At 54.2% G+C, this 25,560-nt stretch carries 25 protein-coding genes, 1 tRNA gene and 3 pseudogenes; 12 read left to right on the top strand and 17 right to left on the bottom strand.

The genetic code is table 11. The annotated features are described in order from the left end of the window. Positions 1-10: 10 nt before the first annotated feature. The 3 genes from FEE96_RS14010 to FEE96_RS14000 all read right to left on the bottom strand — a co-directional run bounded on the left by FEE96_RS14010 (position 11) and on the right by FEE96_RS14000 (position 3,134). Positions 11-898, bottom strand: a complete 888-nt coding sequence (locus tag FEE96_RS14010) for a carbohydrate ABC transporter permease (RefSeq protein WP_138163750.1) — start codon at positions 896-898, stop codon at positions 11-13. Next, positions 891-1,787: a carbohydrate ABC transporter permease gene (locus tag FEE96_RS14005; protein ID WP_246079458.1), complete on the bottom strand. Its 897-nt coding sequence runs from the start codon at positions 1,785-1,787 to the stop codon at positions 891-893. The genes FEE96_RS14010 and FEE96_RS14005 overlap by 8 nt, the downstream gene beginning before the upstream one ends. 90 nt (positions 1,788-1,877) lie before the next feature. Beyond that, positions 1,878-3,134, bottom strand: coding sequence for an ABC transporter substrate-binding protein (locus FEE96_RS14000; protein WP_138163749.1), 1,257 nt, complete (start codon positions 3,132-3,134; stop codon positions 1,878-1,880). Positions 3,135-3,345: 211 nt separating this feature from the next. On the opposite strand from FEE96_RS14000, the gene FEE96_RS13995 reads away from it, so the two are divergent. Together FEE96_RS13995 and FEE96_RS13990 are read left to right on the top strand one after the other, a co-directional pair. Next, positions 3,346-4,050 carry a response regulator transcription factor gene (locus FEE96_RS13995; protein ID WP_212744773.1) on the top strand — a complete coding sequence of 235 codons (705 nt, stop codon included), beginning with the start codon at positions 3,346-3,348 and terminating at the stop codon, positions 4,048-4,050. Beyond that, the gene (locus FEE96_RS13990) at positions 4,047-5,468 is read left to right on the top strand and encodes a sensor histidine kinase (RefSeq protein WP_138163747.1); all 1,422 of its coding nucleotides are present in this window, start codon (positions 4,047-4,049) and stop codon (positions 5,466-5,468) included. Before FEE96_RS13995 ends, FEE96_RS13990 begins: the two co-directional genes overlap by 4 nt. Before the next feature lie 5 nt (positions 5,469-5,473). Here the strand turns inward: FEE96_RS13990 and FEE96_RS13985 are convergent, their stop codons facing one another. The 3 genes from FEE96_RS13985 to FEE96_RS13975 form a co-directional block, all read right to left on the bottom strand. After that, positions 5,474-5,989 (bottom strand): DUF2478 domain-containing protein, encoded by a 516-nt coding sequence (locus FEE96_RS13985; RefSeq protein ID WP_138163746.1) that lies wholly within the window; start codon positions 5,987-5,989, stop codon positions 5,474-5,476. A 103-nt stretch (positions 5,990-6,092) separates the two neighbouring features. Continuing rightward, positions 6,093-7,025, bottom strand: coding sequence for a 4-hydroxyproline epimerase (locus tag FEE96_RS13980; protein ID WP_138163745.1), 933 nt, complete (start codon positions 7,023-7,025; stop codon positions 6,093-6,095). Continuing rightward, entirely contained in the window at positions 7,016-7,975 is a 960-nt protein-coding gene (locus tag FEE96_RS13975; RefSeq protein ID WP_138163744.1) for a dihydrodipicolinate synthase family protein, read from the bottom strand. Before FEE96_RS13975 ends, FEE96_RS13980 begins: the two co-directional genes overlap by 10 nt. Before the next feature lie 149 nt (positions 7,976-8,124). On the opposite strand from FEE96_RS13975, the gene FEE96_RS13970 reads away from it, so the two are divergent. After that, positions 8,125-8,781, top strand: a complete 657-nt coding sequence (locus FEE96_RS13970; RefSeq protein ID WP_138163743.1) for a GntR family transcriptional regulator — start codon at positions 8,125-8,127, stop codon at positions 8,779-8,781. Positions 8,782-8,850: 69 nt separating this feature from the next. Next, positions 8,851-9,322: pseudogene (locus FEE96_RS23830) on the top strand (IS5 family transposase); the annotation flags it as partial. Positions 9,323-9,895: 573 nt separating this feature from the next. On the opposite strand, the gene FEE96_RS13960 reads toward FEE96_RS23830, so the two are convergent. The 10 genes and pseudogenes from FEE96_RS13960 to FEE96_RS23825 all read right to left on the bottom strand — a co-directional run bounded on the left by FEE96_RS13960 (position 9,896) and on the right by FEE96_RS23825 (position 18,931). Further along, positions 9,896-10,231 (bottom strand): hypothetical protein, encoded by a 336-nt coding sequence (locus FEE96_RS13960; RefSeq protein WP_138163741.1) that lies wholly within the window; start codon positions 10,229-10,231, stop codon positions 9,896-9,898. A gap of 108 nt (positions 10,232-10,339) precedes the next feature. Beyond that, on the bottom strand, positions 10,340-11,617 hold the full coding sequence (locus FEE96_RS13955; RefSeq protein WP_138163740.1) for a plasmid recombination protein: 1,278 nt from the start codon (positions 11,615-11,617) through the stop codon (positions 10,340-10,342). A gap of 449 nt (positions 11,618-12,066) precedes the next feature. After that, the gene (locus FEE96_RS13950; RefSeq protein WP_138163739.1) at positions 12,067-12,510 is read right to left on the bottom strand and encodes an SRPBCC family protein; all 444 of its coding nucleotides are present in this window, start codon (positions 12,508-12,510) and stop codon (positions 12,067-12,069) included. Continuing rightward, positions 12,507-13,367, bottom strand: a complete 861-nt coding sequence (locus FEE96_RS13945) for a phosphoenolpyruvate hydrolase family protein (protein WP_138163738.1) — start codon at positions 13,365-13,367, stop codon at positions 12,507-12,509. The genes FEE96_RS13950 and FEE96_RS13945 overlap by 4 nt, the downstream gene beginning before the upstream one ends. Positions 13,368-13,376: 9 nt before the next feature. Then, a complete protein-coding gene (locus tag FEE96_RS13940; protein WP_138163737.1) occupies positions 13,377-14,573 on the bottom strand; it encodes a Tm-1-like ATP-binding domain-containing protein in 1,197 nt (398 codons plus the stop codon). Then, positions 14,570-15,307, bottom strand: a complete 738-nt coding sequence (locus FEE96_RS13935; RefSeq protein WP_138163736.1) for an ABC transporter ATP-binding protein — start codon at positions 15,305-15,307, stop codon at positions 14,570-14,572. Before FEE96_RS13935 ends, FEE96_RS13940 begins: the two co-directional genes overlap by 4 nt. Further along, a complete protein-coding gene (locus FEE96_RS13930) occupies positions 15,297-15,704 on the bottom strand; it encodes an ATP-binding cassette domain-containing protein (protein WP_281278366.1) in 408 nt (135 codons plus the stop codon). Before FEE96_RS13930 ends, FEE96_RS13935 begins: the two co-directional genes overlap by 11 nt. Before the next feature lie 29 nt (positions 15,705-15,733). Beyond that, positions 15,734-15,975: pseudogene (locus tag FEE96_RS24055) on the bottom strand (ATP-binding cassette domain-containing protein); the annotation flags it as partial. A gap of 83 nt (positions 15,976-16,058) precedes the next feature. Continuing rightward, complete coding sequence (locus FEE96_RS13925) at positions 16,059-17,306, bottom strand: ABC transporter substrate-binding protein (RefSeq protein WP_171021712.1); 1,248 nt, start codon at positions 17,304-17,306, stop codon at positions 16,059-16,061. Between the two features lie 14 nt (positions 17,307-17,320). Beyond that, a complete protein-coding gene (locus FEE96_RS23825) occupies positions 17,321-18,931 on the bottom strand; it encodes an ABC transporter permease (protein ID WP_138163735.1) in 1,611 nt (536 codons plus the stop codon). Positions 18,932-19,103: 172 nt separating this feature from the next. On the opposite strand from FEE96_RS23825, the gene FEE96_RS13915 reads away from it, so the two are divergent. From FEE96_RS13915 to FEE96_RS24120, 8 genes and pseudogenes are all read left to right on the top strand, one after another. Beyond that, on the top strand, positions 19,104-19,751 hold the full coding sequence (locus tag FEE96_RS13915) for a phosphoenolpyruvate hydrolase family protein (protein ID WP_138163734.1): 648 nt from the start codon (positions 19,104-19,106) through the stop codon (positions 19,749-19,751). Further along, positions 19,748-20,497: pseudogene (locus FEE96_RS23820) on the top strand (phosphoenolpyruvate hydrolase family protein); the annotation flags it as partial. The gene FEE96_RS13915 and the pseudogene FEE96_RS23820, both read left to right, overlap by 4 nt. Before the next feature lie 21 nt (positions 20,498-20,518). Beyond that, positions 20,519-21,475, top strand: a complete 957-nt coding sequence (locus FEE96_RS23815) for a sigma-54-dependent transcriptional regulator (RefSeq protein ID WP_281278368.1) — start codon at positions 20,519-20,521, stop codon at positions 21,473-21,475. A 961-nt stretch (positions 21,476-22,436) separates the two neighbouring features. Beyond that, positions 22,437-22,865 carry a hypothetical protein gene (locus FEE96_RS13900; RefSeq protein WP_138163731.1) on the top strand — a complete coding sequence of 143 codons (429 nt, stop codon included), beginning with the start codon at positions 22,437-22,439 and terminating at the stop codon, positions 22,863-22,865. Between the two features lie 200 nt (positions 22,866-23,065). Beyond that, a complete protein-coding gene (locus tag FEE96_RS13895) occupies positions 23,066-23,479 on the top strand; it encodes a hypothetical protein (protein WP_138163730.1) in 414 nt (137 codons plus the stop codon). A gap of 183 nt (positions 23,480-23,662) precedes the next feature. Continuing rightward, a complete protein-coding gene (locus FEE96_RS23510; protein ID WP_171021710.1) occupies positions 23,663-23,827 on the top strand; it encodes a hypothetical protein in 165 nt (54 codons plus the stop codon). A 2-nt stretch (positions 23,828-23,829) separates the two neighbouring features. Further along, positions 23,830-24,561, top strand: coding sequence for a recombinase family protein (locus FEE96_RS13890; protein WP_138163729.1), 732 nt, complete (start codon positions 23,830-23,832; stop codon positions 24,559-24,561). Continuing rightward, a complete protein-coding gene (locus FEE96_RS24120; RefSeq protein ID WP_138164021.1) occupies positions 24,537-25,481 on the top strand; it encodes a recombinase zinc ribbon domain-containing protein in 945 nt (314 codons plus the stop codon). The genes FEE96_RS13890 and FEE96_RS24120 overlap by 25 nt, the downstream gene beginning before the upstream one ends. Here FEE96_RS24120 and FEE96_RS13880 read toward each other — a convergent pair. Next, positions 25,438-25,514, bottom strand: a tRNA-Met gene (locus FEE96_RS13880). The genes FEE96_RS24120 and FEE96_RS13880 overlap by 44 nt on opposite strands. Between the last annotated feature and the right edge of the window lie 46 nt (positions 25,515-25,560).

The raw sequence follows: 25,560 nt of genomic DNA, 5'->3' as shown, positions 1-25,560 counted from the left end.
TGTTATTTCCTCATCCTTTGACGGAACCTGCGGTCAGCCCGCGCACAAAATAGCGGCCCGCAAAGATGTATACGAGAAGGGTCGGCGCGGCTGTGATCAGCGCGGCGGCCATATCGACGTTGTATTGTTTGACCCCGGTGGTGGTGTTGACCAGATTGTTCATCGCCACTGTGATGGGCTGTGCCCCCCCGGTGGTAAAGCTGGCTCCAAACAGGAAGTCATTCCAGATTTGGGTGAACTGCCAGATCACTGACACCACGATAATCGGCGGTGACAACGGCAGGATGATACGGCGAAAGATTGTAAAGAACCCTGCCCCATCAATAGTTGCCGCCCGTACCAGTTCATCCGGGATGGTGACATAGTAGTTGCGGAAAAACAGTGTGGTGAAAGCCAGACCATAGACCGAGTGCACAAGGATCAACCCGTAGACCGTGTTGGTGATGCCAAGTTTGCCCAATGTCTGCGCCATCGGCAGGATCACCACCTGAAACGGCACAAAGCAACCAAACAAGATCAAGGCAAATACCAGATTGGCGCCTTTGAACTTCCATTTGGTTAGCGCGTATCCAGTCAGCGCGCCCAACAACGTCGACACCACCACTCCGGGCAGCGCCATCGACACCGAGTTCCAGAAGTAAGGCTTCAGTCCAGTGCATTCGACACCGATACAGGCCTCGGACCAGGCGTGACGCCAGGCTGAGAAGTTTAGCTCATGCGGCAGCGCCAGCAGCGAACCGCCGCGGATCTCATCCAGATCCTTCAGCGATGTGCCCACCACCACATAGGCCGGCAACAGGAACCAAATCGCAAAGACAATCAGCACAAACCACAGTAGCAAACGCATAATCAGCGCAGACCAGGGACGCGGGGCAGAGTAACGGGCAGCATCAGACATGTTTTTTCCCCCGCAGTTCGGAATACAGATAAGGCACCATGATCGCGGCAACTGTCGCCAGCATCACCATGGCCGAGGCCGCACCAACGGCAATTTCATTTCGCCGAAAGGTCATTTCGTACATAAAATTAGCTGGCAGGGTTGAGGCATAGCCCGGTCCACCTCCGGTCAGGGCCACCACCAGGTCAAAGCTCTTGATGGCCAGATGGGACAGGATCACCATCGCGCTCATGAACACCGGCCGCATCGATGGCAGGATAATGCGCAGATAGATCCGCCAGGGGGACGCGCCATCCAGACTGGCAGCTTTGATAATGTCCTGATCAACACTGCGCAGCGCCGACAGAAACAGCGCCATCGCAAATCCCGAGGCTTGCCAGACTGCTGCCATCACCAGCGCGTAGATGGCCAGATTGTTGTCGACGGTCCAACCAAAGCGGAAACTCTCCCAGCCCCAGTCACGGATCACCTTTTCCAGTCCCAGCGACGGGTTCATGATCCATTTCCAGGCGGTACCTGTGATGATGAACGAGATCGCCATCGGGTACAGGTAGATGGTGCGGATAAAGCCTTCGGCACGGATTTTTTGGTCCAGCAACACGGCCAGCAGGCAACCAACGACGACCGAAACAAAAACAAACAAAAAGCCAAAGATGAACAGGTTCTCGATCGCTACAGACCAGCGGTCCATCTGGAACAGCCGTTCATAGGGCCGTGTACCTATCAGGGTGTAGTTAGGCAGCATCTTGGATTTGGTCAGCGAGATATAGCCGGTCCAGATGATGAAGCCGTAGACAAAGTAGAGGATCGCGGCAAAGCCGGGGGCAACCACAATTTGTGGCAAAGCGCGGGCAATGCGGTCAATGAATTTGACAGGCGGACGGGTCAACACAATCGAACTCCGGCTGAATGTGGGGGAATAAAGTGGATGTGCGGCCCGGTCATGCAGGCCGCACAGGTATCAGATCATATCGCCAGATTACTGGGCCAGCTTGATAGCTTTGACCAGCTGGTCTACCGCATCCTGCGAGGACATATCCGAGTTGAAATGTGCTGTTGCAACATCAATGAACGCACCACGAACCGCACCGGCTTGGGCAATCTCATGCGCCATCGACCCCAGCAGTGTACCACCTTCGGCTGCAGCAACCATATCGTCCATCGACTTGATAGCGCAGTCGTCGAATTCGGCGCGTGGAACATCGGTCCGTGCCGGGATTGATCCCTTGAACAGGTTGAATGTTTCCTGGAATTCGGTGCCCAGGATCAACTCTGCCAGAACAGCCTGACCTTCAACGTTGTCATCGCCAGAAACATTGAACATGGCAAAGCTATCCGAGTTCAACAGGTAACCGTTGTCAGAAGGTGTCGATGCACAGACGTAGTCCACTCCGGGAACCTTGCCCGCTGCGGCGAACTCACCTTTGGCCCAGTCACCCATGATCTGCATCGCAGCTTCACCGCGCATAACCATGGCCGTTGCCAGGTTCCAGTCGCGACCGGGGAAGTCAGGGTCAACATAGCCACGCATTTTGCGCATCTGGTCAAACACCGCAACCATAGTGTCCGAGCCCAGCGCATCCATGTCTAGCTCAACCAGTGCTTTGCGGTAGAAGTCGGTTCCACCAATGCCGAGCACAACAGTTTCGAACACAGTGGCATCCTGCCAAGGCTGTCCACCATGGGCCAATGGAATGATTCCGGCCGCTTGCAATTTGTCTGCGGTCTCGTTGAACTCTTCCCAAGTGGTCGGCACCTCGGCACCCACTTTTGCCAGCACTTCTGGGTTGGCCCAAATCCAGTCAACCCGGTGAACGTTCACTGGTACGGCGACATATTTGCCTTCGTACTTGACGATGTTTTGGATCGCTTCGGGCAGAACCTTGTCCCAGTCTTGGGCAGTAGCAACAGCTGTCAGATCACCCAGCGCGCCGGCTTCGGCCCATTCCTGGATGTTTGGACCCTTGATCTGCACCGCGGCAGGTGGATCACCGGCCAGTACGCGCGCCCGCAGAACAGCGGCTTGGGCGTCACCGCCGCCACCAGCCACAGGGGCATCAACCCATTCACCACCGCGCGCGGCAAAGGCTTCCTGCAGAGCCTGAACAGCTTTGGCTTCGCCACCAGAGGTCCAGTAGTGCAAGACTTCAGCTTTTGGTTCAGCCAAAGCAGGCGCTGCTGCAGTGACAGCAATCATTGAAACGGCGCCACAAAGCGCCCGTGCGAATGTCTTCATGATATCCTCCCAGATATACGATTGGTGCCATGCCTGTTGGGCTGGCCCTGCCTAACTGTAGAACGGGCCGTAGCATTTCCCTTGTGTTGAATTGTTGCGTTTTGTTGCCAAAGCCTTGGAAATACAGCCCTCGGTGATACAAAACGTTACAAATGTCGCGCCGTCTTGGCCTATGATGACCACAGAACCTCCTTTGGGAAAGACCACGATATTGAGCCATGTTCACATCATTGAGGACGACAGCGAGATTTCCAGCCTGCTGTCGACCTATCTGACCGCACGTGGATTTGACTGTACTGTGTCCGGGTCTGTGGAAAAGGCTCAAAAACGCCCACCTGACACGTTTGATATTTTTATCGTCGACGTCATGTTGCCGGGCGACGACGGGTTGAGCTTTTGTCGCTGGCTGCGGGAACGCTCCGAACTCCCAGTGATCATCCTGTCCGCCGTCAAAGGTGACACCGAACGGATTATCGGCATTGAGCTGGGCGCAGATGACTATCTGGAGAAACCATTTAACCCACGCGAACTGCTGGCGCGGATGAACGCTCTTTTGCGCCGCGCCAAGGGGGATGCAGCATCCACACCTGCAGCTGGGCAAATTTGTTTCTCTGGCTGGGCGCTGGATTTTGACCGCCAAAAACTACACAGCCCCGATGCCCAGTTGGTGCCCCTGAGTTCAACTGAGTACCAGCTAATGACAGCGATGATTTCGGCGGCACCTGCCCCGGTCACCCGCGAGGACATCGCCCGACACGTGTTGGGCGTTGAAATCGGTCCAGAAGACCGCCGGGTCGATATTCTGATCAGTCGCTTGCGTAAAAAGCTGATGGCAGTGGACAGTACGGCCGACTTTATCCGCACCGTGCGCAACAAAGGGTATTTGTTCTGCGCTGAAATCAACGGAAAATCATGAACGTGCCGCATCCGGCCCAATGGGCGCTGTCACTGCTTCCACAGGCTCTGGCGCAGAGGCTCCCACTACTGGTGATCGCCTCGTTTCTGATGGGGGGGCTGGTTGCAACCTGGACGTCGTACAATCTGTTTGAGCGCCGCGCCGCGTTACATTCGGCTGAAACCTCCGGAGGGGAACTACAGCAAATTATTCAGGCTGCTCATTTTGTCGACACGCAGCAAGACACCCCACCGTATCTCTGGAGCAAGACAACCGGTTTTGCAGCCGATAGCGACGCCCATACAGTACCTTTGATCCTGACCCTTGGTGCTGTCCGCTACCGGGCAGCGGTTGTATTCGACCAGCGCCCCAAACGGCCCGATCTGCTGCGCGCGGGCGCCGTGTCGCAATCAGCCTCTGATCGCTTGGGGGAGCTCTCAAAAGGGATCTCACGACAGGACGGCAAGGCCACTCTGGTTCTGTTTCTGCGCGATGGCGAAGCTCTGACCATCACAGCGCCTGATCTGTGGCGGGACCGTTTGGGTGAAACAACTGTGGCCCTGATTGGCATTGCAGCGTTTATCGGCGTTATCATGGCAATCCTGCCCTTAGCCCTAAACCTTGCGGCGCCCTTTCAAACCCTAACCTCCAAGAACCGCGAGCCACTGACCTCTCTTGCCTCTTCCGAAGCCCAGATGGCGCGTGACCACATCGTTCGCCTGAAAGAAAGGTTTGCCATCGAACAAGACAAACGGGTGCGGGGCTTGGCGGCGATTTCGCACGACCTACGCACTCCGGTAACCCGTTTACGTTTGCGCACAGAGTTCCTGCCTGAAGACATTACACGCGACAAGTTCACTGCCGACCTGGACGAAATTTCCAGCATCGTTGATGGCGCACTAGATCTGCTCAGCATCCGCCACCAAGCTGAAACCAGTCACCGGTTTTCACTGGCAGCCTTGTTGGAAAGCCTAGTTGACGACTACCGCGACACCGGTCGCGATGTCAGTTTTCATTGGCCCGAGGCACTTGACCTGCCCTCGGTCCCATCGATTTTTGGCCACAGCGGCCATGTCACCATTCGCGCCAGTGGCGAAAGCATGATGCGGGGGCAGCCCGACAAGCTCCGCCGGGCGCTGTCCAACCTGATCGACAACGGATTGAAATACGGTGGCGAAGTCACAGTATCGATTGCATCACCCAAGGCCGACCTGTTGCAGGTCGAAGTCCGCGACCACGGTCCTGGCATTGCTGCTGACAGGCTAGAATCTGTGCTGATGCCTTTTGTCCGCGGTCATGGTCATGGCGCTGGCGATGGTGTCGGGTTGGGGCTTTCGATCACTCATGAAATTGCCGAATTGCATGGCGGCGAACTCACGCTTGAAGATGCCAAACCGGGTCTGCGTGCAATTCTACGGGTCAAACGTGGGTTATCCTAAACCCCTCAAGATGCCTTGAGACAAGCCGTACGGCACCAGTTCAGAATGGCCTCAGAATTGGCAGGCACGAGTTCTGCCAGTCCCCCCGCAAAGGTATCGAAATCATCTCGGCTGGCGCGCCCCACCCCCACCAAAACGGGTACGTTGCGCTCCAGCGCGCCTCCGATTGCGGCGCAAAAACCCCGTCCTGCAGCTTCTTCTGGTCCAAACTTGTTCAGCACAAAAAGGTCGGTTTCCAGATCCGCCCGCGCCTCTACCTCTGCCACCGCACTGGTAAGGGCAGTGGGATCCAGTCGGCACCCCTGCGCCTCTTTGCCAAGCGACTGGGTAATTCGAATATCAGGACCATCGGGCAAGACCTGCACCACCATATCGCAATGGTGCTGCCCGGGGATATCGGGTTGCTGAACCTTGGAAATCCCCGCCAGTCGCAGGTTTTCGACCTGCAACACAGCCACCGCCTCGGATATCAATCGATCAGTTTCACCACGCCCTTCGGCGCTAACGACTGCAATTTTCATCTCGGACTCACCCCCATGCCATTTGCCGATTTAGGGCAAACTACCCAAATTCCCCGTATTCTGTTTGATGGGGATCAAACTTAAGAGGCTTTGCAACAAAGAGTCAGCCACGAATACCCAATGCATAGGGATCTTGTGGATCAAACACCAAGTCCGACTGCGCTGTGACATAGGCCTCGCCGGTCACAGTTGGAATCACCCCGCCATTTGGACCCGCCCAGTAGCTCACAAGATATGTGCTGCCGATAATACTTTCTTGCCGCCAGTCCTGACCTGGGGTTAGCAAACCATCTGCCGCAAGGCAGGCGAGTTTGGCCGATGTCCCAGTGCCGCAGGGTGAGCGATCATAAGCCCCACCGGGGCACAGCACAAAATTACGACCATGGGCGCGGGCTGATTGTGCTGGTCCAGTGAATTCCACGTGGTCAATCCAGGCACCATCGGTTCCGGTAATCCCCGCTGCGGCCAGCGCATCCCGCACTTGTTGCGCTGCTGCGCTGAGCTGAACAACATTTTCAAAGTTTAAGGCCACGGGCGTATCTGCTGTGAGGAAAAACCAGTTTCCGCCCCAAGCTACATCTCCAGTGACAGTGCCAAGTTCAGGCACCTCAACCGACACATTCTTGTGCAGACGATAGCTCTCGACATTCACAACCGAAGCCCGCTGCATATCGTGCAGCTCGACTTCAACCCGCCCCACGGGCGTTTCAAAAAGATGGGTTCCAGGAAGAATTCGCCCAATATGCGCCAGCGAAACCGCCGTCCCAATTGTCGCGTGACCACACATGCCCAAATTGCCCACCGGATTGAAGTAAATCACCCCGGCAACACATTCAGGATCAGTGGGCGGCACCAGTAACGCCCCTACCATTGCGTCATGCCCCCGAGGCTCCAGCAGCACCGAAGCACACAGATCTTTGTGCTCCTCCTGCAATCGCCTGGCTCGATCTGCCAAAGATCCCTCGCCCAGATCCGGTCCACCGCTCAGGATCAGTCTAGTAGGCTCGCCGCCTGTGTGGCTATCAATTACGCGCACTGGAATGCATTTCCGGGCAGCGCACTCCAGTTGGCATACCAGCTGCGAAACAGGGAATACTGTGTCTCAGCATAGTTACGCTGGCTGTCGGACAGGGCGTCGGACTCGTAGAAATGCAGACGGTATTCCTCGTCGCCGTTCAGCACCATCAGATGTTTGTAGTACAACACCAGGTCTGCACCCTCATCAAACGAGGACAAAACTCCAAGCGCTTCTTCCAATTCACGCGCTTTGACGCGGGCCATTGCGTCACCTTCAGCCGCCTTCTGGCACAATGACACCAGATGCAGGACTTCTCGCGGCAGGGCATTGCCGATACCGGTGATGGCACCGCCCGCGCCGCAGTTGACAAACCCATGATACACATTGGTATCGACACCAATCATCAGGGTAACGCTATCATCCTGAGAGGTAATGTTTTCTGCCGCGTACCGCAGATCATCAGAGCCACCGAATTCTTTAAATCCAACCAGGTTCGCGTGATCTTGGCGCAGATCAAAGAACAAATCAGCCCGAGTGGCGAAGCCATAGTAAGGACTGTTGTAGATCACCGCAGGCAAGTCTGGTGCAGCGTTAAGAATACCAGCAAAATGGGCCCGCTGGGCAGCACTGGATGATCCACGCGACAAAACCCGCGGGATAACCATCAAGCCCTGTGCGCCAACCTTGGCAGCATGGGCAGCATGGGCGACTGCCGACGCCGAGTTCACCGCACCTGTCCCAACAATTGTAGGAACTCCAGCCGCCACAAGACGTGCGACGCCTTCCATCCGCTGCTCATCCGTCAGCAAAGGCCAGTCGCCCATCGAACCGCAATACACCACTGCTGACATACCTGCTGCCACCAACTCCTGCCCTTTGCGTACCAAGGCATCAAAGTCGGGCTGACGATCCGCTGTGCAGGGTGTCATCAGGGCTGGAATGCAGCCGGAAAGAATAGTGTTGCTCATCATGAGTTCCTTACTGCGGCGACCCGGTTACGGGCCCGATTACGGTTGAATGCCATGTAATGTATTTTGGATCCAATTTTCAAGCTGAGAAATCCGACATCTTCCTTCGCGTTGCCCTGACTGATATACCTCCATCAGGGAGTCTACGCATGGCCTTGAAATTCGAAGGTATTTCCAAATCAACTTCTGCAGCAACCACTATTTACGATGCCCTGCGCAAGGCCATCATTGAAGGTGAGTTAGAAGTAGGTGAACCACTGCGCCAGGACGAAATGGCGAAATTGTTCAACACCAGCCGGATCCCGGTCCGCGAGGCCCTTTCAAGGCTGGAGGAACACGGCCTGGTCAAAACCAGACGCTACAAAGGCGCAGTCGTGTCTGGGTTATCTGCTGACGAGGCCACTGGAATTTTCGATTTCAGGGCCCTGATTGAACCAGAAGTCATGCGCCGTGCAGTTCCCAAAATGTCGCGTGAACTGCTTCAGAAAGCCCGCGGATACTGCGAAGCGTTTTCACAATCCACCGAACCATTGCACTGGGGTGATTTGAATCGTGACTTTCATTCAACTCTCTATGGCGTCAGCGGGCTAGCCTACCATTTGGAAGTGGTCGACAATGCCATGGACCGGGTTGACCGCTACTTGCGTGCGCAACTGGTGCTGAGCAATGGCATGGATCGCGCAAACATTGAGCACTTCGGTATTATGGAAGCCTGCGAAAAGGGCGATGCTGATCTGGCTGCAAAACGAACGTTCGACCACATCGAAGGCGCAAAAAACTCGCTACTTCACGGCATCTCTGCCTAGGCTCTGGACCTACTAGTCCGGCAGATCATCAGGTCAGCGTAATCCAAGCCCCAGAACTGCGCGGGTCCTATGAGCAATCTTTACTGGCTTAACGAAGACCAAATGGTGCGGCTTCGGCCCTACTTTCCAAAGAGCCAAGATATACCAAGGGTTGATACTCAGCGTATCTCAAGTGGAAATTGTATTCATTAGCTGAAAAGATTTACGCTGCTGTGATGTGCCCAAGGAGTGCGGACCATCCAAGACGCTCTACAACCGTTGGAAACGGTGGAGCGATATCGGAATATTTGCCCGGGTTATGAAGGAGCTTGCCGATTAATCTCCAGACAACAAAACCATTTCAATCGACGCGACCATCTCAAAGCCCACCGGACAGCTTCCAGTTTGTCGGTCAAACATGGGGAGGTCTGATTAGGCGCACCAAAGGCGGCATGAACCAAATTTGCATGCAATAGCCGACACGATAGGGCGACCAATTCGGTTTTCGATGACCGCCGGTCAAGTGGGCGATTATACTAGAGCGAGAGCTCTTCTGGGTACCTGTTAACAATATCATTCCGGCTGAGAAATGTGGCCCAGAACACCCCGCCAAATTTCGAGCGGAAGCGAACGGAATTTTCATCCGCTTGCTGGGCGGCTGCGCAGAATATTTGGAAAACGGTCTACAAGTACCAGACGCGCTGATGGCTGCTGCCTCTAGCTACGTTGAGACCAATCAGCGCGACAAAGGCAGCAAAGCAGTGGGTTCTGACTATCCTCAGATCAGCCAATGAACGGAGTTTTCAAGACGGTGCAAAACCGGACACCGGACACAAACAAAAACGGCCTCTGAAGCAGTTGCTTCGGGCGGTTCTGTATTTTTGGTTGCGGGAGCATGATTTCACCGTGAGTTGACCTGTTTACCGTCTATACTCAGAATTCTCACCCGATATCTGTATCTCAAAATGAACCACCAATTCGACAGTCCCCTTTATCGCGATCTCTTACCTTGTTCTGCTCTCCCAGGCACGTAGAGGTTCGCCATTAGTTGGCTCCGACGTTCGATAGCTCAAAACAAAAAAAGCCGCGGAGAGGAGGCCCTCACCGCGGCTTTTTTGTTTTACGATAGATTAGGTCATTTCTTGGCTACGTCTTCGACTTTAGCCTGTTGTTTTTGTTTCGCCGCCGGATGTTCAGCTTGCTCTCGTTCGAGCAACGCATCAACTGCTGCCGGGCGCATGGGGTGGGTTGCGATTTTCTTGGCATTGCTTGCAGAAGCAGGCAGTTCAAATTGCACGAAAGCTTGGACTAACTCCTCATGGGGAAGCGCCGACAGCCAAGCCTTGACGGTTTGCCCGAACGCCTTTTCGCGTGCGAGATCGGTCACAACGACCTTCTTCTGGTCTTTTTCGACCGCTTCTTTAAACCGGTTAAACGCGCGGTCAGTGGCAGTTAGTACAGCATTAGGCATAGTATAGTCCTTTGGAGTATCAGCTATTGGCGGGGATTATTCCTTCGCTAGAAAACACATCAGATCGTTTGGTAGTTTGCGGAAACGGTTTGATTGATTTTTTTTGGATTATTTTTCTGCGGGGTCCTCATTCCTCAGATTTGCCTTCGGATCGCCTGAGCTGAGGCCGCGACTTCTCTTTAGTTCAAGAATGCTTTTGGTGAGTGACTTGCGCGCCTTAACAATCTGGCGGACAAGTCTGTACGGCAACATATCGGTAATATTCACGATCGCCGTATCGGCCGCTCTGATTTCTTCATACTCTTTGACGAGCTTGGCTTTTGCCTCGGCTAAGGCTCGTGCATCCGCGCGCTCGGTCGTCCGTCGCCAGGCCCTGCCAAAGGCCCGCCGAGCACGTTCAACACCGCCTTTCGATTTCCGGATCCTGTCAGCAAGTCCGGGTGAGTCTGGGCTGTGTTTTCCTGCTTCAGTTTGCTTGAACTGTACAGCGCCATCAACCTCATCAAGTTTGATCAATCCACTGGACAATCCATCTGCTACAGCAAGGATCGCATCAGCATCTTCCTCTCGAGAAACAACTTTCTGTTCCTGCAGCTCGAGCGCCTCTCGGTCTGCCTTAATTTTCAATTCTTGCTCCGCCCGCCATTCTTGCGTTCGGCTATGGCGTTTCTTTGGTGGTGGTGTTTCCCCTTTGGAACGTGCCTCCCGTATTTTGGCGGCACGGTTTTCACCCCGGGTTAGTTCAAGTCCAGCAAACCACTTTCCAACACTGTCTTGCGCTACCTCATAGTCCTTGATCACTTCATGCTTTGATGGCTGAAGCATCCGCCGGGTGGCTGATCCCTCACCGGAGACAGTGCGTGGCAAAATCACCGCGTGAACATGATAGGTTGTCTCCTCTCGATCTGCTCGAGCATGAACAACGTCGTCACTGAATGTTTCCTTCAGCCAAGACACGGCGTGCTCTTCAAATTGTTCTTCGCGGGATGTCAGCCCCAGAAACCCGTCGATGTCATCTTCGAACCAGTCCTTGTGGGCTGTCAAAATGACCTCACGCATTGGCCCATGTTTAGAGTTGCGCCAGGGCTCTTTCAGCCCTTCGACCATCCGTCTTCTGATGTCCGATTTCCGTTTGCGACGTGTCAAACCGTCAAGCTCATCAGCGAAGTTCTCGGCCCGCATCTGCGCGACCTCTGCCTGAGCTTTCCTGGCCCAGTCCTCTTCACCAATCAGTCGCTTGTACGGATGGATGCAACCCTGGTCGACGTGACCCAAGTCACCACCGGTTCGTTTTCTGTGCATTTCGTAACAGGCCAGCTGATGCCGCCACAGGCCTTCAAAGCGAAGCACCACCGGATACTTTTTGCTTGTTATATCTGTCGACATGTTTCCGTCTCCCGTTGAATTCGGGAGGGACGTGGGTTCGCATGTTCGATTAGAGAAAACTGGTTTATCTCAAACCAAGAATGTTCCTTAGCTTCAGAGCAGAGACCCGCACTGCAAATTCCATTGAAGCATCATGAGGAAAGGCCGTCCTCAACTTTTGGTGGACAATGGAAGAGCCAGATTGCCGCACCATGCGCTCGCAGCGTGGAAAATGCGGCGTCAGCGTAAAACTCGGTGCTGCCGCGCGGCGGAAAAACCAGCCATTCGTGCAGAGTGCAGCAAGGATCAGAGGTCGAATTCACGGACTGCGAGACTTAGCGACCTGATGCACGTGCAGCTATTGCTGCTGGTTTTTTGCTGCGTTGCGACACGTGTCGCCAATGCAGCAGCTCAAAATCGCAGACTTTTTCGAGTGCTGCGAAAGCAATGAAACTTTAGGGATTCACGTTTTACATTTGAAAGCTTTGTTCGAGCGCCCTAAAGCCTCCGATGAACACATCATCAGCAACGAACTTTCGCCAATGATCTGTCTGGCCGTCGCCTGCGTTGAATTCGGCAGTCCATGTCGCGAAGGTTTGGTGGCGATCCGTAATCGGTGCGAACTGCATAACAGCGACATAGTCAACAAACGGCAGCGGGCCCCCGGGCAGCATGTTATAGGTCAGTGACCGTTCGATTTCAGAGATGGCCAACAAGGTTTCACGGATACGGCCAGACCCATCAGTCAGGGCAAAATTGCGGATACAGCCGACAGCACCCGGCGCATGGGTGTCTTCGATTTGACTGTCGGTTGCGGCAGGATGCCAATTGGGCAAGCCATTAAAGTCCTTGACCCGTTCCCAAACTTGATCAACGGGGACATCAATGATGGTGGACGAAAAAACCTTAATCATTCTGCAGCTCCTTTTACGTGGTGAATGGCGCGTTTCAGATTGCCAAATGCAGCAGTTTGTTCGCGAATTGCGCGTTCCGTAGGCAAGCGTTCCATTGAAGACGCTCCGTAGAACCCGTGGCAATCAGGACAAAGAGATAAGAACGCTTGTACATCCGCAGGTTCTGCTAACGGTCCGCCATGGCAAATAAAGATCAGATCATCGCGTACCGCTTTTGCTGCTTTGGCCAAGTCGTTGAATTGCGCTACACATGCGTCGATCGCTGACGTGTCCGTAGCCCCAATTGCTCCACCCGAGGTCAACCCAAAATGCGCTACGATAATGTCCGCACCCGCCTTGGCCATGGCAACGGCCTCGTCTTTGTTGAACACATACGGCGATGTCAGCATATCTTTTGCATGCGCACGCGCAATCATATTGACTTCCATCGCATAGGACATGCCTGTTTCTTCCAGTTCGCGGCGGAACTTTCCATCAATAAGGCCGACTGTGGGGAAGTTTTGCACCCCGGTAAAACCAGTCGTCTTAAGGTCGTCCAGAAACTTATCCATCAGGCAAAACGGATCGGTCGCATTCACACCAGCAAGGACTGGCGCGTCCTGCACAACAGGCAAAACTTCGGAAGCCATATCCATAACAATTTCATTTGCGTTGCCGTATGACATATAACCCGCCAACGATCCACGGCCCTCCATCCGGTAACGGCCAGAGTTGTAGATCACAATCAGATCGACGCCACCTGCTTCTTCGCATTTTGCAGACAGGCCGGTCCCGGCCCCGCCGCCAACCAGCGTTTCACCGCGGGCAATCTTAGCACGCAGTCGTTTGAGGATTTCGGTTCGGGTAAGATGTGGCATAATATCCTCTTAAGCTGTGGCGATTGCTTGAAAATGAGCCGCTGCTGCGGCCGCAAATTCCGGGTCATTAATATGATGATCAAGTTTGATCAACTGGCGGTTTTCCGTCTGCTGAACTGTGTCTTCGAGCGCTTGGAATAAAGCTGCATCAGCTTTCGGATCCCAAAATGGCGCACCCTCGGCATCCAGTGCTGACACACCTTTTAGGGGGATAAAGAAACGAACGGGGCCGTTGCACGCGTTCAGTTTTTGTCCAACCCATTCACCGATTTGTGCGGATTCTGCTTCTGTTGTGCGCATCAGCGTGACTTGGGCATTGTGATAGTAAAACAACCGGTCCGAGAACCTATCCGGCACAGAGTCTGGGCCCCAGAAATTCACCATGTCCAAAGCGCCACAGGAGCCGACATAAGGCACGCTGGTTTGGGCAATGCTGTCCAATCGCTCTTCACCCGCGCTTAACACGCCACCAACCAGTAGATCGCAGATTTCCGTTGTGGTGATGTCCAGAACCCCGGAAATATCGCCCTGACTGATAAGTTGTTCCATGGAACGTCCACCGCTTCCCGTGGCGTGAAAGACGAGGCAATCATAGTCCTTTTGCAACGTGTCGGTGATGGCTTGAACGGAAGGCGTGGTCACACCAAACATGGACAGAGCAATGGGTGGGCGTGTGTCAATCGCAACAGGCGGCTGCCAGGTCATCATACCAGCTATGGCATGGGCTGCGTTGCCCAGAACCTTACGTGATACACGATTGAGGCCCGATACATCCGTGACCGGATGGAACATGTTTACGTCCGACGGCCCCACATAGGCTGACACATCTCCAGACGCGAGCGTCGAGACCAACACTTTGGGCACACCAATATGCAATGCCTGCAACGCCGGGGCAATGATGCCCGATCCGCCAGACCCGCCAAGACCAATGACGCCTCCAACATCTGCCTGCTCCAGAATAAAGGCCCGCAACGCGCGGGAAATCTCGACAACAGCCTGTCCGCGATCATTTACAAAGACCGACGCGGGCCCATCCGGGTGGCACATCTCCACTTCAGATGCGGGCACATCTGCCACCTCTTCGCCGCCTTTGGTGCCAACATTGACAAGAACAGTCTCAACACCGGTGGCATGAATAAGATCTCGCACGAAACACAATTCGATCGCTTTGGTGTCACAGGTTCCAATGACATATGCTTTGCTCATACGGGGTCTTCCTCTGCTGTGATATGGCCCGGCTCAATACCCAAGTGACGTTTCTGAAGTTCGATATCGCCTTCAAGCGCGGCGGTTGGCAGTTTCTCGACGATGACACCATTGACCATGATTGCGACGTTCTTTGCGGCGGCAAAGGCGGCGTGAATGTTTTGTTCAACCAGCATGATGCCCATGCTTTCGGAAGACAGACGAGCAACAAGATCAATGACGTCCGACACGATGGCGGGGGCCAGACCTTCGGTCGGCTCATCCAAGACCAGCAACTTCGGATCAAGCATCAGCGCACGCGAAATCGCCAGCATTTGCTGTTCGCCGCCAGATAATTGATTGCCCAGATTACGGCGACGTTCTTTGAGGCGCACAAAGGTGTCAAACACACGTTCGATGGTCCACGCACTGCCTTTGCGCTGCATCATGCGCAGGTGTTCTTCAACTGTGAGGGACCGGAAGACCCGTCGCCCTTGTGGGACATAGCCAATCCCCAATTGCGCACGTTTTTCTGGTGTTAACTTGGTAATGTCATGGCCGTCGAAATGGATGGACCCACCTAACGACGGCACCAATCCCATGATCGCGGCACACAATGTAGTCTTGCCCATACCGTTGCGGCCCAACATTCCTAAGGAAGTGTGGTCCACATCAAGATTTACGCCATGCAAAACGTGACTGGTGCCGTAGTGAACTTGCAAATCACGGATGCGAAGCAATGGTTCAGTGCCCATGTGCGCCTCCCATATAGACATTATGCACGGCTTCGTTGGACATGATGTTCTCGGGCGAGCCTTCTGCCAATAGACGACCATTGTGCAGTACGGATACGCTGTCTGAAGTCCGAAGTGCGATGTCCATATCGTGTTCGATCAGGACAATTGTGATATCCTTTGGAAGCGATAACAGAAGCTCTGCCAATCGCGGCCGCTCACTAGGAGATAACCCTGCAGCAGGTTCATCCAACAACAACATCTTGGGGTTTTCGGCAAGCGCCATGCCAATTTCAAGCTGGCGTCGCTGACCATGAGATAGGTTGGCCACTTCGCGATCCAAATCGGAACTGAGACCCGACATTTGGGCAAGGTTTTCAGCCTTCGCAACCGCGCTACCGTTTGGCTTCAGAGGCAAAAACCGCTGCCAACCGCCTGCGACACCGCTCACGGCCAAAACAGCGTTTCGCGAACTGTCAGCCCGTCAAATAGGTGGGCGTGTTGATAGGTGCGGCGCAGTCCGCCTTTGATCCTCTTGTGCATCGGCGTGTGGGTTACATCGGCTCCATTCATACGGATAGAGCCCGCAGAGGCCGCCAAATCGCCCGTCAAAACATTAAAAAGGGTGGTTTTCCGGCCCCATTTGGCCCCAAAACCGCGCGGCGTTCGCCGGGGCGGACTGTCAAAGATACATCCTTGACGGCCCAAAACCCACCGAAGCGGCGGCCAATGCCCTGGATTTCCATGGCATTGACAGTTTTATGATCGTGGCTTATGGGCACGAAGGATTGTCCCGGCTGACGGGGCCCTGTGCCAAGAAGGCAGCGGGGTCCTGACCAAGAGACTGATCGACGTCACGCACAACTTTGACAACGCGGTTGCCAAGTGTACCATCTTCACGCTCGAACACTTCGGTGACGAAGTTATCAACGATACCGTTGCGGTTTTCGTCCAGTCGCATGGTGCCACCAGTTGGCGTGACGAATTGAAGGTCCGTCAATGCCGCGCGGAACGCTGCCTGATCGCCTGATAGATCACCGTTCACTTCTTCCAAAGCCAGAATGGCCGCGTGTGCGCCCATGTAGTAGTGGTGCGCAAAAATGGATGGCGCAGAAAAGCCATCAGGGAACTGTTCAGTGTAGCTTGCTGAGAACGACTTCCACTCAGCACCGTCAAAGTCACTGACCGTAGGTGTACCTGCGGGCGCGCCAATCAACTGTTGCTTGAACGGGCCTTCGCTGTCCAAAATGGATTGGTCAATTGTGATTGAGCCACCAATGATTGGCTTGTCGCCACCTGCCTGATTGTATTGCGTCAGAAAGTTCACGGCATCCGCACCGCCAAGAGCAACAAAGATGGCATCAACGTCCGCTGGAATTGAATAGACAATTGATGAATAGTCGCTCGCACCAATTGGCGTCCAGAACTTTTCTGGAACCGTGCCACCCGCTGCGCAGAATTCGCCCATAAAGCCAAGAACCTGCGTGTATGGGAAGGAATAATCCTCGGCGACAACAGCAACCTTTTCATATCCCAAATCGTCATGGGCATAGTTGCCAACACCGACCATCCACTGAGCACCATCACCTCCAAAGCGGAAGAAGTTGTCAGATGAGTCACGCAATGTGGTGTCTTGTGCTGCGGATGAACCATTGACGAACGTAATGGCAGGGAAAGATTTGGAAAGGTCGCGCAATGCAAGACCTTCTGAACCGGACAATGGACCAACGATGATGTCAACGCCATCTTGCTCGATCAATTTACGCGCAGCGTTCACAGCGCTGTCGGGGCTTGCGTCAGAGGACATGACGATGACTTCAATGTCATTGCCCGCCACTTCGCCTCCTGCTTCAGCAACCGCAAGCTCGATCCCGCGAATGCCGTCTTGCCCGAGAGCAGCAAATGCCCCTTCCAAGATCGAAATAACACCAATTTTGATATCATCTGCTGATGCCGGTGCTGCAAATGCACCAAGCGCCAATACTGAGGTCATCGTAATAGTCTTTAGATTGGTAAACATAGTTCCCTCCCTGTTTACACCTGGTTTTTGATTGGTCGATTTTTGAAACGAGACAACCAAGATTTCGCCAGTCCGTGCAGACCGTCAGGGGCCCCCATGATGATGGCGAGAAGTACGAGACCGATGAGCGTGTTGAACCGCTCACGGTCAATGAAATCGACAGCAAATGTGTCGAGCAGAACGAAAGCAAGCGCACCGATAAACGCTCCAATCGGGTGCTTTAAACCGCCGATGACGGCGATGACGAGGATGTCGACAATCGGGCCCAGACCAACTGAGAAGGATGAAATCCGCTCCTGATACCAGACATTCAGAATACCGCCGGAACCCGCGATCAACCCGGCAAAAGCGTAAGCTGAAACGATGACGGGGGTAGTTGGGATACCAATCGCCAACACCCGTTTGGGCCCGTCGCGCACTGCCTGAATGGTCAGTCCAAGTGGTGATTTGATGAACCCATTTACGAACGTCAAACACAGTGCGGCGACCAAAATAATCAGCAGATAGAACGGCAAGGGTTCACGCAGGCTCCTACCTGAAATTTCGGGCGCACGTATCCCTGAAAAACCAGTCCACCCATTGAAGTAGGTGTAATTTTGACGCGTGAAGTAAAAGAACGCCACGCCAACCGCCAGCGTGATCATGATGGCATAGATGCCCTGACTGCGCCTCGCGATCAGCCCGATGAGTGCGCCTGACAGGGTGGCCATAATCATAGCAAGCGGTAGAACGACGTAGAACGGCAATTCTCGTCCGACATCTACTGTGTTGGGACCGAAATAAGCGACGGTGTATCCGGCGACGCCTGCCATTGTGGCTTGGGCAAAGGACACAACACCGAGGTATGCGGCAAGAAACGTCAGGCTCAGCGCAATGATACCAAGAATCAATGCACGTCCGAAAATCTGTATCAACCAAAAATCATTGGCAAAAAGTGGGACCAGAGCGAAAGGGAGAAGGAATTGAAGGTCGGTCCCCGGCGCAATCGAAAGTGCACTTGCGGCAACAACGCCCGCCATTCCAGCAAGTAATCCGCCAAGCGCAAAGACGATGATAAAGATTTTTGCTACATCAAAACCAAGCGCGCGCAGCATTTCGCGGTCGTCAACACCAGCGCGAATGATCGCACCCAGTCGAGTCTTGGCGATGATAAGCCACAGCGAAATTCCTATGACGACGGCAAAAACAATGAGAACCAAGCGGATAGCGGCATATCCAACTCCCAACAGCGGCAGTTTAAAGCCGCCGGTCAGCGCATCAGGCAAAGCCACCTGATAGGTGATACCACCCCAATACCATAGCATCAGGTCCGCCATGATGATCGACAGCGCAATGGATGCCAATGTCTGCCGCAATTCATCCCCCTGAAATCTGCCAAGGATTCCAAACTGAATGAGCGCGCCCGCAAATGCCGCTGCTAATCCACCACCAAGAATGCCAAGCGGCCAGACGCCCGTGGCTTTTGCCACTTCAAAGCCGACATACCCACCCAGCAAAAGCAGGGCCCCATGAGCCATATTTACGGTGCGCATCAGGCCAAAAATCAGAGTGAACCCACTGGCGGCCAAGAAATACAGCGCCGCGAGTGTCAGACCATTTAGCGTGACGATCAGAAAGAACGTCATGAAACCTCCCCAGTGTTTGGAGCATTTTCAGCAATGCGTAACGGCATCACAGGTTAATGGTGGATCAAACGAAAAGTAAATTTCCATTAAAAACAACAGGTTAAAATTCACGCATCGCTTGAAAAGCAAAAAATCGGCAACTATTGCCGATTTTTGCTGATATGCTTTGCAAATGAAGCACTTCGAACTGTCTGGCTCCCCGAATCAAATTTCCGAACATGCAACGCATATCTATTGCCCGACTTTGCACGGGCTAAATGGTCGTCAGGCGGATCTGGCTATGGTGATGCCACGACTGGACAACAATAGGGCTCTTTTTGATACCCGTACGACTGAGGGGGGCAGCTATGCAGGCGTTCTGACCTGTGACCCCTTTGGAACTGCTGACAACTTCCTCCGCCGCCTTGCTGATCATGGATATGTAGGGGTAAGCAATTGGCCTTCAGCGATATTATTTCAGGGTCATACAAAGAGGATGATGGCCTCAATGCCTGCAACACCAGAGCTTGAATACGCCTGGCTTGCTGGAGCACAACGTCATGGCTTTCAATCTCTTGCCTTCTTCCGCTCCTTGGAACAGGGGCGTGCGGCGTTGAGCGCGGGATTGCAGCAATTGGTGTTGCACCCCGGGCTGATCCCGCAAACCACGGGTGGGCCCCCAGATTTGTTGATTGCCTCGCTGCGCGACCTGATCGAGAAATTGCGACATCAAGTCGGCGACGTCGATATTCTTCTTTATGAACACGTCGGGTTGAACGAAGCTGTTCAGGCAACCGATGTGGGTGCTGACGGCGCCGTGACCTTCATTGCCACCCCATGACTGATCAGAATAATCCTTTCATCTTTGGTGCCGCTGTTGGATCGGGCCTGACCGCGCTTGCTGTAGATCGCGCAGGGGCGGATTTCTTGCTGGTCCTGAATGCGGGCAGACTTCGGATGCGGGGGGCCTCATCCTTAGCGTCATACCTACCACTACGTCCGGCAAATGAATGAGTCTTTGAAATAGCAGAAGAGGAAATTCTGCATCGCTGTGTTTCACCAGTTTTGGCGGGGCTAAACGTGCGTGACCCTGCCATTGACCCAATAGAAATTGTCGAAAAAGCAAATGACCTTGGTTTCGCGGGCGTGTGTAATTTCCCTTCTGCGGCGATGCTGGAAGGACAACTGCGCCAATTGATGGAGGCAGAAGGGATTGGGTTTGGCAAAGAATGTGAACTGATACGTGCCGCATCTGAGCGCGGCATGAAGACTTTGGCGTATGTTTGCACAAACCGTGAAGCGCGCATGATGGTTGAGGCTGGTGCCGAACGTATCTGCGTTGTTGTAGGCTTTACAGGTGGCGGCACCGGTGTTTCGACCAGCCTGACTTTGGAGGCGGCGGCCGATTTGGCCAATCAGGTGCTTGAAGGCATCCCTGCCAGTGTCGAAACTTTGATCGAAGGTGGCCCCATAACGTCACCCGAAGATGCGCTGACCGTCACACGGCTGAGCAGAGTAAATGGCTACATCGCGGGATCAACGATTGATCGGTTGCCTTTGGAGCAGGCAATCGAAGAAGTGGCACGATCGTACAAGGTCATTTCAAAAATGGGTCGTGGGAACAAAGGCGGCATCTTCCAACCATCAGCTTTCATCGGCAGTTCACATGCGATGCAAACATTACGAAAACTGGTGGAAGACATAGCGCCAAGCGACTTGCCAGTGCTGATCACGGGCGAAACCGGCACAGGCAAGAGCTTGCTGGCTGCAGATATTCACAGCCAACATCACACATCAAAGCGCGATCCAGTTGTTGTGGATTGCACCAGCCTTTCACACGAAATCGGGTCAGTTCAGTTGATGGGGCAAGTAGCAGGTCTTAGTCGCCGAGATGTCCCTTTGACACGCGGTGCGTTGGAAACAGCGCACGGTAATAGCATCATCCTTGAAGAGGTTTCAGCGTTAAACCCTGAACTACAGGGCTTAATCTTAAGGTTCGCCGAAACGGGCTTCGTTCAGCGCATCGGTGCGCTTGAAGGTCGGGCGGTGAATGCCCGTTTGATCAGCACCAGCATTCGAGACATAGATGATCTCGTAGAGACTAATGTGTTTCGACGCGATCTATACCACCGCATAAACGCGTTTCAAATTGCGGTGCCGCCCCTGCGCGAAAGACGAGATGACATTGCAGAGCTTGCTGCTTTTTTCGCACAAAGCCTCACACGCCGCGACGACGTACAATTTACCAACGCCGCGCTCAGGGTTCTTCTTGAGCATAATTGGCCAGGAAATGTCCGAGAATTAAAGAATGTGATCCAGCGGGTTTTGACGCTGAACTCTTCCGGGCGTGTTACCGCACGGGACGTTAGCTTCCTACCCTCAACTCAAGATACAGAACAGGAAAAGTCAGCCCAATCCGAAGACCCTACCGGTCCGGTCAGCGAGAGAGAGTGGATCGCAGCGGCATTAAAACAACACAATTATCGCAAGGGCACAACAGCCCAATATCTGGGTATGGCTCCTCGCACGCTGTATAATAAAATGAAGAAATTTCAATTGGATTAGGGTTGACGGGTGTTCAGCCAAATCGGTTAGATGGCAGCTTTGCCCCGCAACCTGATTGTTGGAACCGCGCGCGGCGAAAGGGTGGTTTGGGAGTACCCGATTTTGACCCTCTCAATGGCCGCTCTGGTGAAATCCGCTGCACTGCAAAATGCGTGCCGCTTTACATGCGAGGAAATGCTGCTTCAGCAATAGCCGCGTCTGCATGGGTCCGGTTTGTCCCGCAGAACGGACCTAAGTGCGAGGTGCAGCGGAGGTCCGCTCCCGCTATTAGTGCTCTGGATGCCGCGTCATGCTTCACCGAGCACTAATGTCGTAGAAGGGCTTGGATCTGACTTTATGCGTGTTTTGCGCGAGCTGCGCGTTTGAGCAGTTCAGGCTGTTTGGTGAACTACTGCAATGGAGCTCCTCCCGCCCTTCTGCTGGCTTGTTTCAGAGGCCGTAGCTGTTGCATTCGACAGTTGACTGACATTCACCTGCCGCGAACCACACCCTCACCACACCCTAATTTCATAGTTGTGGTGTTGCTTACTTACTCACTAAGCAGCGCGCACTCCGGGGCATACTTCCCCTGTGTTCGCGCTGCGTTCGCCGGGGCGCTGCCCCGAACCCCGCGCTGTCTGCGGAGGCTGTCTGCCGAGAAGAGGTTGTTCGCCCCCCCCTTCACCGCCTGGCGTCTTCCGACGGACTTGGGGCGCCGTTCTGCACAGCCCCAAGACCCCATAGCGCCCGGGGAAGTCGTTCCGCACTCTTCCCCAACCCCCTACTGCTCGCGGTCCCACGCGGGGCCAAAAGGGATGCCCTCTCAACACTCACCCAAGATCAGTCGAAGCCTGTGTGCCCGTAGAGTTCGGTCCTGCTTGCGCGCGTTTTGTGACGCGCAAGACGGGCCGAACCCTCCGGAACCAAATGAGAAGAGGGAAGTCCGGTTGCGCGTCATCACCGTAATCAAAAAGGAGCTGTCATGCTCGATACCTATTTCCCCGACCCGAAGCACACCGCAGAGTGGCAAGATCACCTGACCTGGGGCGACATCGTTTCGTTTCGATTTCCACTTCAAGACGATGCCGAAGCAGGCGTGGAGCCAAAAAAACGTCCCTGCCTTGTCATCGACAGGCACCAGATTGGGGCCCTGCCCTTCGTCACTCTGGCCTTTGGCACATCGGCTGATCACAAAACAACGCGAGGCTACGGAGTTGACATCACCAAGCCTGCGCATGTGATTGCAGCGGGCCTCCATCACCCGACCCGCTTCATCTGCTATCGCAAGATAAGCGTGTCGCTGAAGCACAACGGCTTCGTTTGCAACAGAACAACAGAGTCGCCTGTGTTTGGCTCACTGAGCGGCCCTGAGTTCCAGCGCATGAACCAAGTGCGCGCGCCTTCAGGCTGAAGCCGACATTGCCGCGGATCACAGAGAGCGCCGCCGTCTCTACGGGCGCAGGAAAGCGAAGCCCCCGACATTCACCGTCGAATACAAACGCAGCAAGCGCCTCGCCTGATCTCTAAACATTTCTCGGATGACCTCCGGCCCCTCAAAAGATGGGCCGGAACGTCCCGAACTGCATCACATAAAGACACATCATGCTTCCAATGCCTACGAACGTCCCGACCCAAAACAACCACCGTGTCGCGCTGTTCTTTCCGGAACAATCGCGCGACGATTTTGACAGACTCGAAGAGCTTACAGCCAATGGACTGCGGGCTGCACGCAGTGCACTGGAAGGGCTGCAAGACCTCAGTATTCAGAACGATCGCGGTCTCTTCGCTGATCTCGTTAAACTCCGAACAGTACTCGAGCGTCGCCGGTTGCTGAGCGATCAGTTTCGCAACACCGCAGCCTCTTTATTGCTACGTCTCGAACACATAGAGCTCAGCGACAACGATACGGCAGGGCTCGATCAAATCATACGAGATCTGAATGACGCCCATAATCTCTCCCACCGCGTCTGCGATCTCCTCTCAGCCGAACAAGATGTGGGCTGGCATCGCGGTATTAGGCGCTAAGGACTGATTGGCTGATGATTAAGTTTTAAACAAAAGCAAAGGCTTGCAAAATAATTAGCGCCTAAGCGCAACTTTTTCATCAAACTCGTTTTTCGGTTTCCACGAACGATACAACGTCCTGCTCACGATGAACAGTCACTGGGGAAGAGACCATTCTCTTCCCCAAGAGACAGGACAAATGCCGTGAGCAATTTCGACCTCAATTCACAATCCAAATCACCAAACGCACAAGTCACCCCACTGCGGGGCCAGGCCTATGTCTTCGTCGGCCTCCTGGCTGAGACATTCGCTGCTTCGCTGGTCGCCGCCAACGACAACTGCGCTCCAAACTCAAACAAGGACGCCTAAGCATGACCAAACGTGTCGCGATCTACGCCCGCTATTCCTCGATCTTACAAGATGTGACCTCCATTGAAGATCAGATCCGGATCTGCAAAGCCTATGCATCGTCACAAGGCTGGACCGTGGTAGAGATCTATACTGACAAAGAGATCTCTGGCCAATCTGCGGCTCGCCCTGGATATCAGCGGATGCTTCGCGATTCAGAGTCTCATACCTTTGACGTTGTTCTGGCTGAAGCGATCGACCGTTTAGCCCGCCGAACCGCTGACACGACCAATCTGGGTGATCATCTGGCTTATCGAGGCCAGGCACTTTTCACAGTGAACTATGGAGCGATCACGCCGATACTCGCAGCCGTTCTTGGGATGATCGCTGAGCAATCCTCCAAGGACACCGCCGCCATAACAAGGCGCGGCCAGGTCGGTGCAACACACCGAGGTCGTGAGGCTGGCGGTGTTGCATATGGCTATAATGTCGCTTCAGGTGACGGCATCAACCGGGCCGTTTGTTCCGAGCGAGCCGAGATTGTAATTCGCATTTTTGCTGAGTTCGCCAATGGTGTTGCACCGGCAAAAATTGCAGCAGGCTTGAACGCGGATAGAATTCCTGGGTCAAGAGGCGAAGCGTGGCAATCCTCGACCGTACGCGGCAATTCCAAGCGGGGCGTCGGAATTTTCGCAATCGCGCCTACATTGGTCAGATTATTTACGGCCAGATGCGGTTTCGCAAAGATCCAGTAACAGGCAAGCGCACCTCTGTAGCAGGGGAGAAACCAATCATGATCGACGCGCCAAAGATGCGGATTGTTCCACAGGACCTATGGGACCAAGTCGCGCAACGCCTTCAATCCATCACCCGTGAGATGGCAACAGACCCGGAAACGGGCCTGGCCCTCAATCGCGCGCATCGCAAGAAGTTCCTTTTGTCAGGATTGCTCAAATGCGGTTGCTGTGGTGGCAACATGGCAATCATGGGTAAAGATCGCTACGGCTGCTCAATCCGCAAACGTCAAGGCACCTGCCAGAACGCAACCACTATCACCCGAGACCACGTTGAGGGCCGTGTTTTAGCCAGTCTTAAGCGCGAACTCCTGAAGCCCTCTCACATGGAAGCGTTTTCTGCACTGGTGACTAAAGAGGTCACGGCTAAGCAACCCTCCAAAACTGGCGACCTCAAGTCTCTGGAGAAGACGATTAACGCACTGGACACCAAAATCTCGCGCATCCTCGATCAGATCGAAGATGGTGTTGGGCATTCCTCATTGCTACTGGAGCGCCTTGGCAGCCGTCAGGATGAACGTGCGGCTTTGGCCGCAGAGCGTGAAGAGATCATAGCCACCGATGCCTCAAAGTTTGTGATGCCAAACTTATCAACCGCTTATCGTGGTCTGGTTTCTTCTCTTGAAGACAGATTGAGAGACCCAGCTGTCGTTCAGCGGGCCCATGAGGCCCTGGCCGGGATGATTGAAGCCATTGAGCTGCGTCCAGACGCCTGCTCACGACACGGCTACGCCATCACCCTACGGGGTGATCCGGCTGGTATCCTGGGGGCATACGCTGGAGTAGACAAAGAAAAGCTCCCGGAGGCTGTTACACGTGTCGGGAGTCAATTTTCAGTGGTTGCGGGAGTAGGATTTGAACCTACGACCTTCAGGTTATGAGCCTGACGAGCTACCGGGCTGCTCCATCCCGCGACAGTTTTGGTTGTCCTACCGCCCGGAGGGCTACTTGAGGACGTTT

This window comes from Parasedimentitalea maritima (assembly GCF_005771405.1).
Taxonomy (GTDB): domain Bacteria; phylum Pseudomonadota; class Alphaproteobacteria; order Rhodobacterales; family Rhodobacteraceae; genus Parasedimentitalea; species Parasedimentitalea maritima.
Note: the sequence above shows the minus strand (reverse complement) of the source record. Positions and strands in the feature narration are given on the sequence as shown.

Excerpts from the sequence above, each read along its gene's own strand:
- FEE96_RS14010 (WP_138163750.1), bottom strand. The coding sequence starts at position 898 with ATGTCTGATGCTGCCCGTTACTCTGCCCCGCGTCCCTGGTCTGCGCTG.
- FEE96_RS14000 (WP_138163749.1), bottom strand. The coding sequence starts at position 3,134 with ATGAAGACATTCGCACGGGCGCTTTGTGGCGCCGTTTCAATGATTGCT.
- FEE96_RS13990 (WP_138163747.1), top strand. The coding sequence starts at position 4,047 with ATGAACGTGCCGCATCCGGCCCAATGGGCGCTGTCACTGCTTCCACAG.
- FEE96_RS13985 (WP_138163746.1), bottom strand. The coding sequence starts at position 5,989 with ATGAAAATTGCAGTCGTTAGCGCCGAAGGGCGTGGTGAAACTGATCGA.
- FEE96_RS13975 (WP_138163744.1), bottom strand. The coding sequence starts at position 7,975 with ATGAGCAACACTATTCTTTCCGGCTGCATTCCAGCCCTGATGACACCC.
- FEE96_RS13970 (WP_138163743.1), top strand. The coding sequence starts at position 8,125 with ATGGCCTTGAAATTCGAAGGTATTTCCAAATCAACTTCTGCAGCAACC.
- FEE96_RS13960 (WP_138163741.1), bottom strand. The coding sequence starts at position 10,231 with ATGCCTAATGCTGTACTAACTGCCACTGACCGCGCGTTTAACCGGTTT.
- FEE96_RS13955 (WP_138163740.1), bottom strand. The coding sequence starts at position 11,617 with ATGTCGACAGATATAACAAGCAAAAAGTATCCGGTGGTGCTTCGCTTT.
- FEE96_RS13950 (WP_138163739.1), bottom strand. The coding sequence starts at position 12,510 with ATGATTAAGGTTTTTTCGTCCACCATCATTGATGTCCCCGTTGATCAA.
- FEE96_RS13945 (WP_138163738.1), bottom strand. The coding sequence starts at position 13,367 with ATGCCACATCTTACCCGAACCGAAATCCTCAAACGACTGCGTGCTAAG.
- FEE96_RS13940 (WP_138163737.1), bottom strand. The coding sequence starts at position 14,573 with ATGAGCAAAGCATATGTCATTGGAACCTGTGACACCAAAGCGATCGAA.
- FEE96_RS13935 (WP_138163736.1), bottom strand. The coding sequence starts at position 15,307 with ATGGGCACTGAACCATTGCTTCGCATCCGTGATTTGCAAGTTCACTAC.
- FEE96_RS13925 (WP_171021712.1), bottom strand. The coding sequence starts at position 17,306 with ATGTTTACCAATCTAAAGACTATTACGATGACCTCAGTATTGGCGCTT.
- FEE96_RS23825 (WP_138163735.1), bottom strand. The coding sequence starts at position 18,931 with ATGACGTTCTTTCTGATCGTCACGCTAAATGGTCTGACACTCGCGGCG.
- FEE96_RS13915 (WP_138163734.1), top strand. The coding sequence starts at position 19,104 with ATGAAGCACTTCGAACTGTCTGGCTCCCCGAATCAAATTTCCGAACAT.
- FEE96_RS23815 (WP_281278368.1), top strand. The coding sequence starts at position 20,519 with ATGGGTCGTGGGAACAAAGGCGGCATCTTCCAACCATCAGCTTTCATC.
- FEE96_RS13900 (WP_138163731.1), top strand. The coding sequence starts at position 22,437 with ATGCTCGATACCTATTTCCCCGACCCGAAGCACACCGCAGAGTGGCAA.
- FEE96_RS13895 (WP_138163730.1), top strand. The coding sequence starts at position 23,066 with ATGCCTACGAACGTCCCGACCCAAAACAACCACCGTGTCGCGCTGTTC.
- FEE96_RS13890 (WP_138163729.1), top strand. The coding sequence starts at position 23,830 with ATGACCAAACGTGTCGCGATCTACGCCCGCTATTCCTCGATCTTACAA.
- FEE96_RS24120 (WP_138164021.1), top strand. The coding sequence starts at position 24,537 with ATGCGGTTTCGCAAAGATCCAGTAACAGGCAAGCGCACCTCTGTAGCA.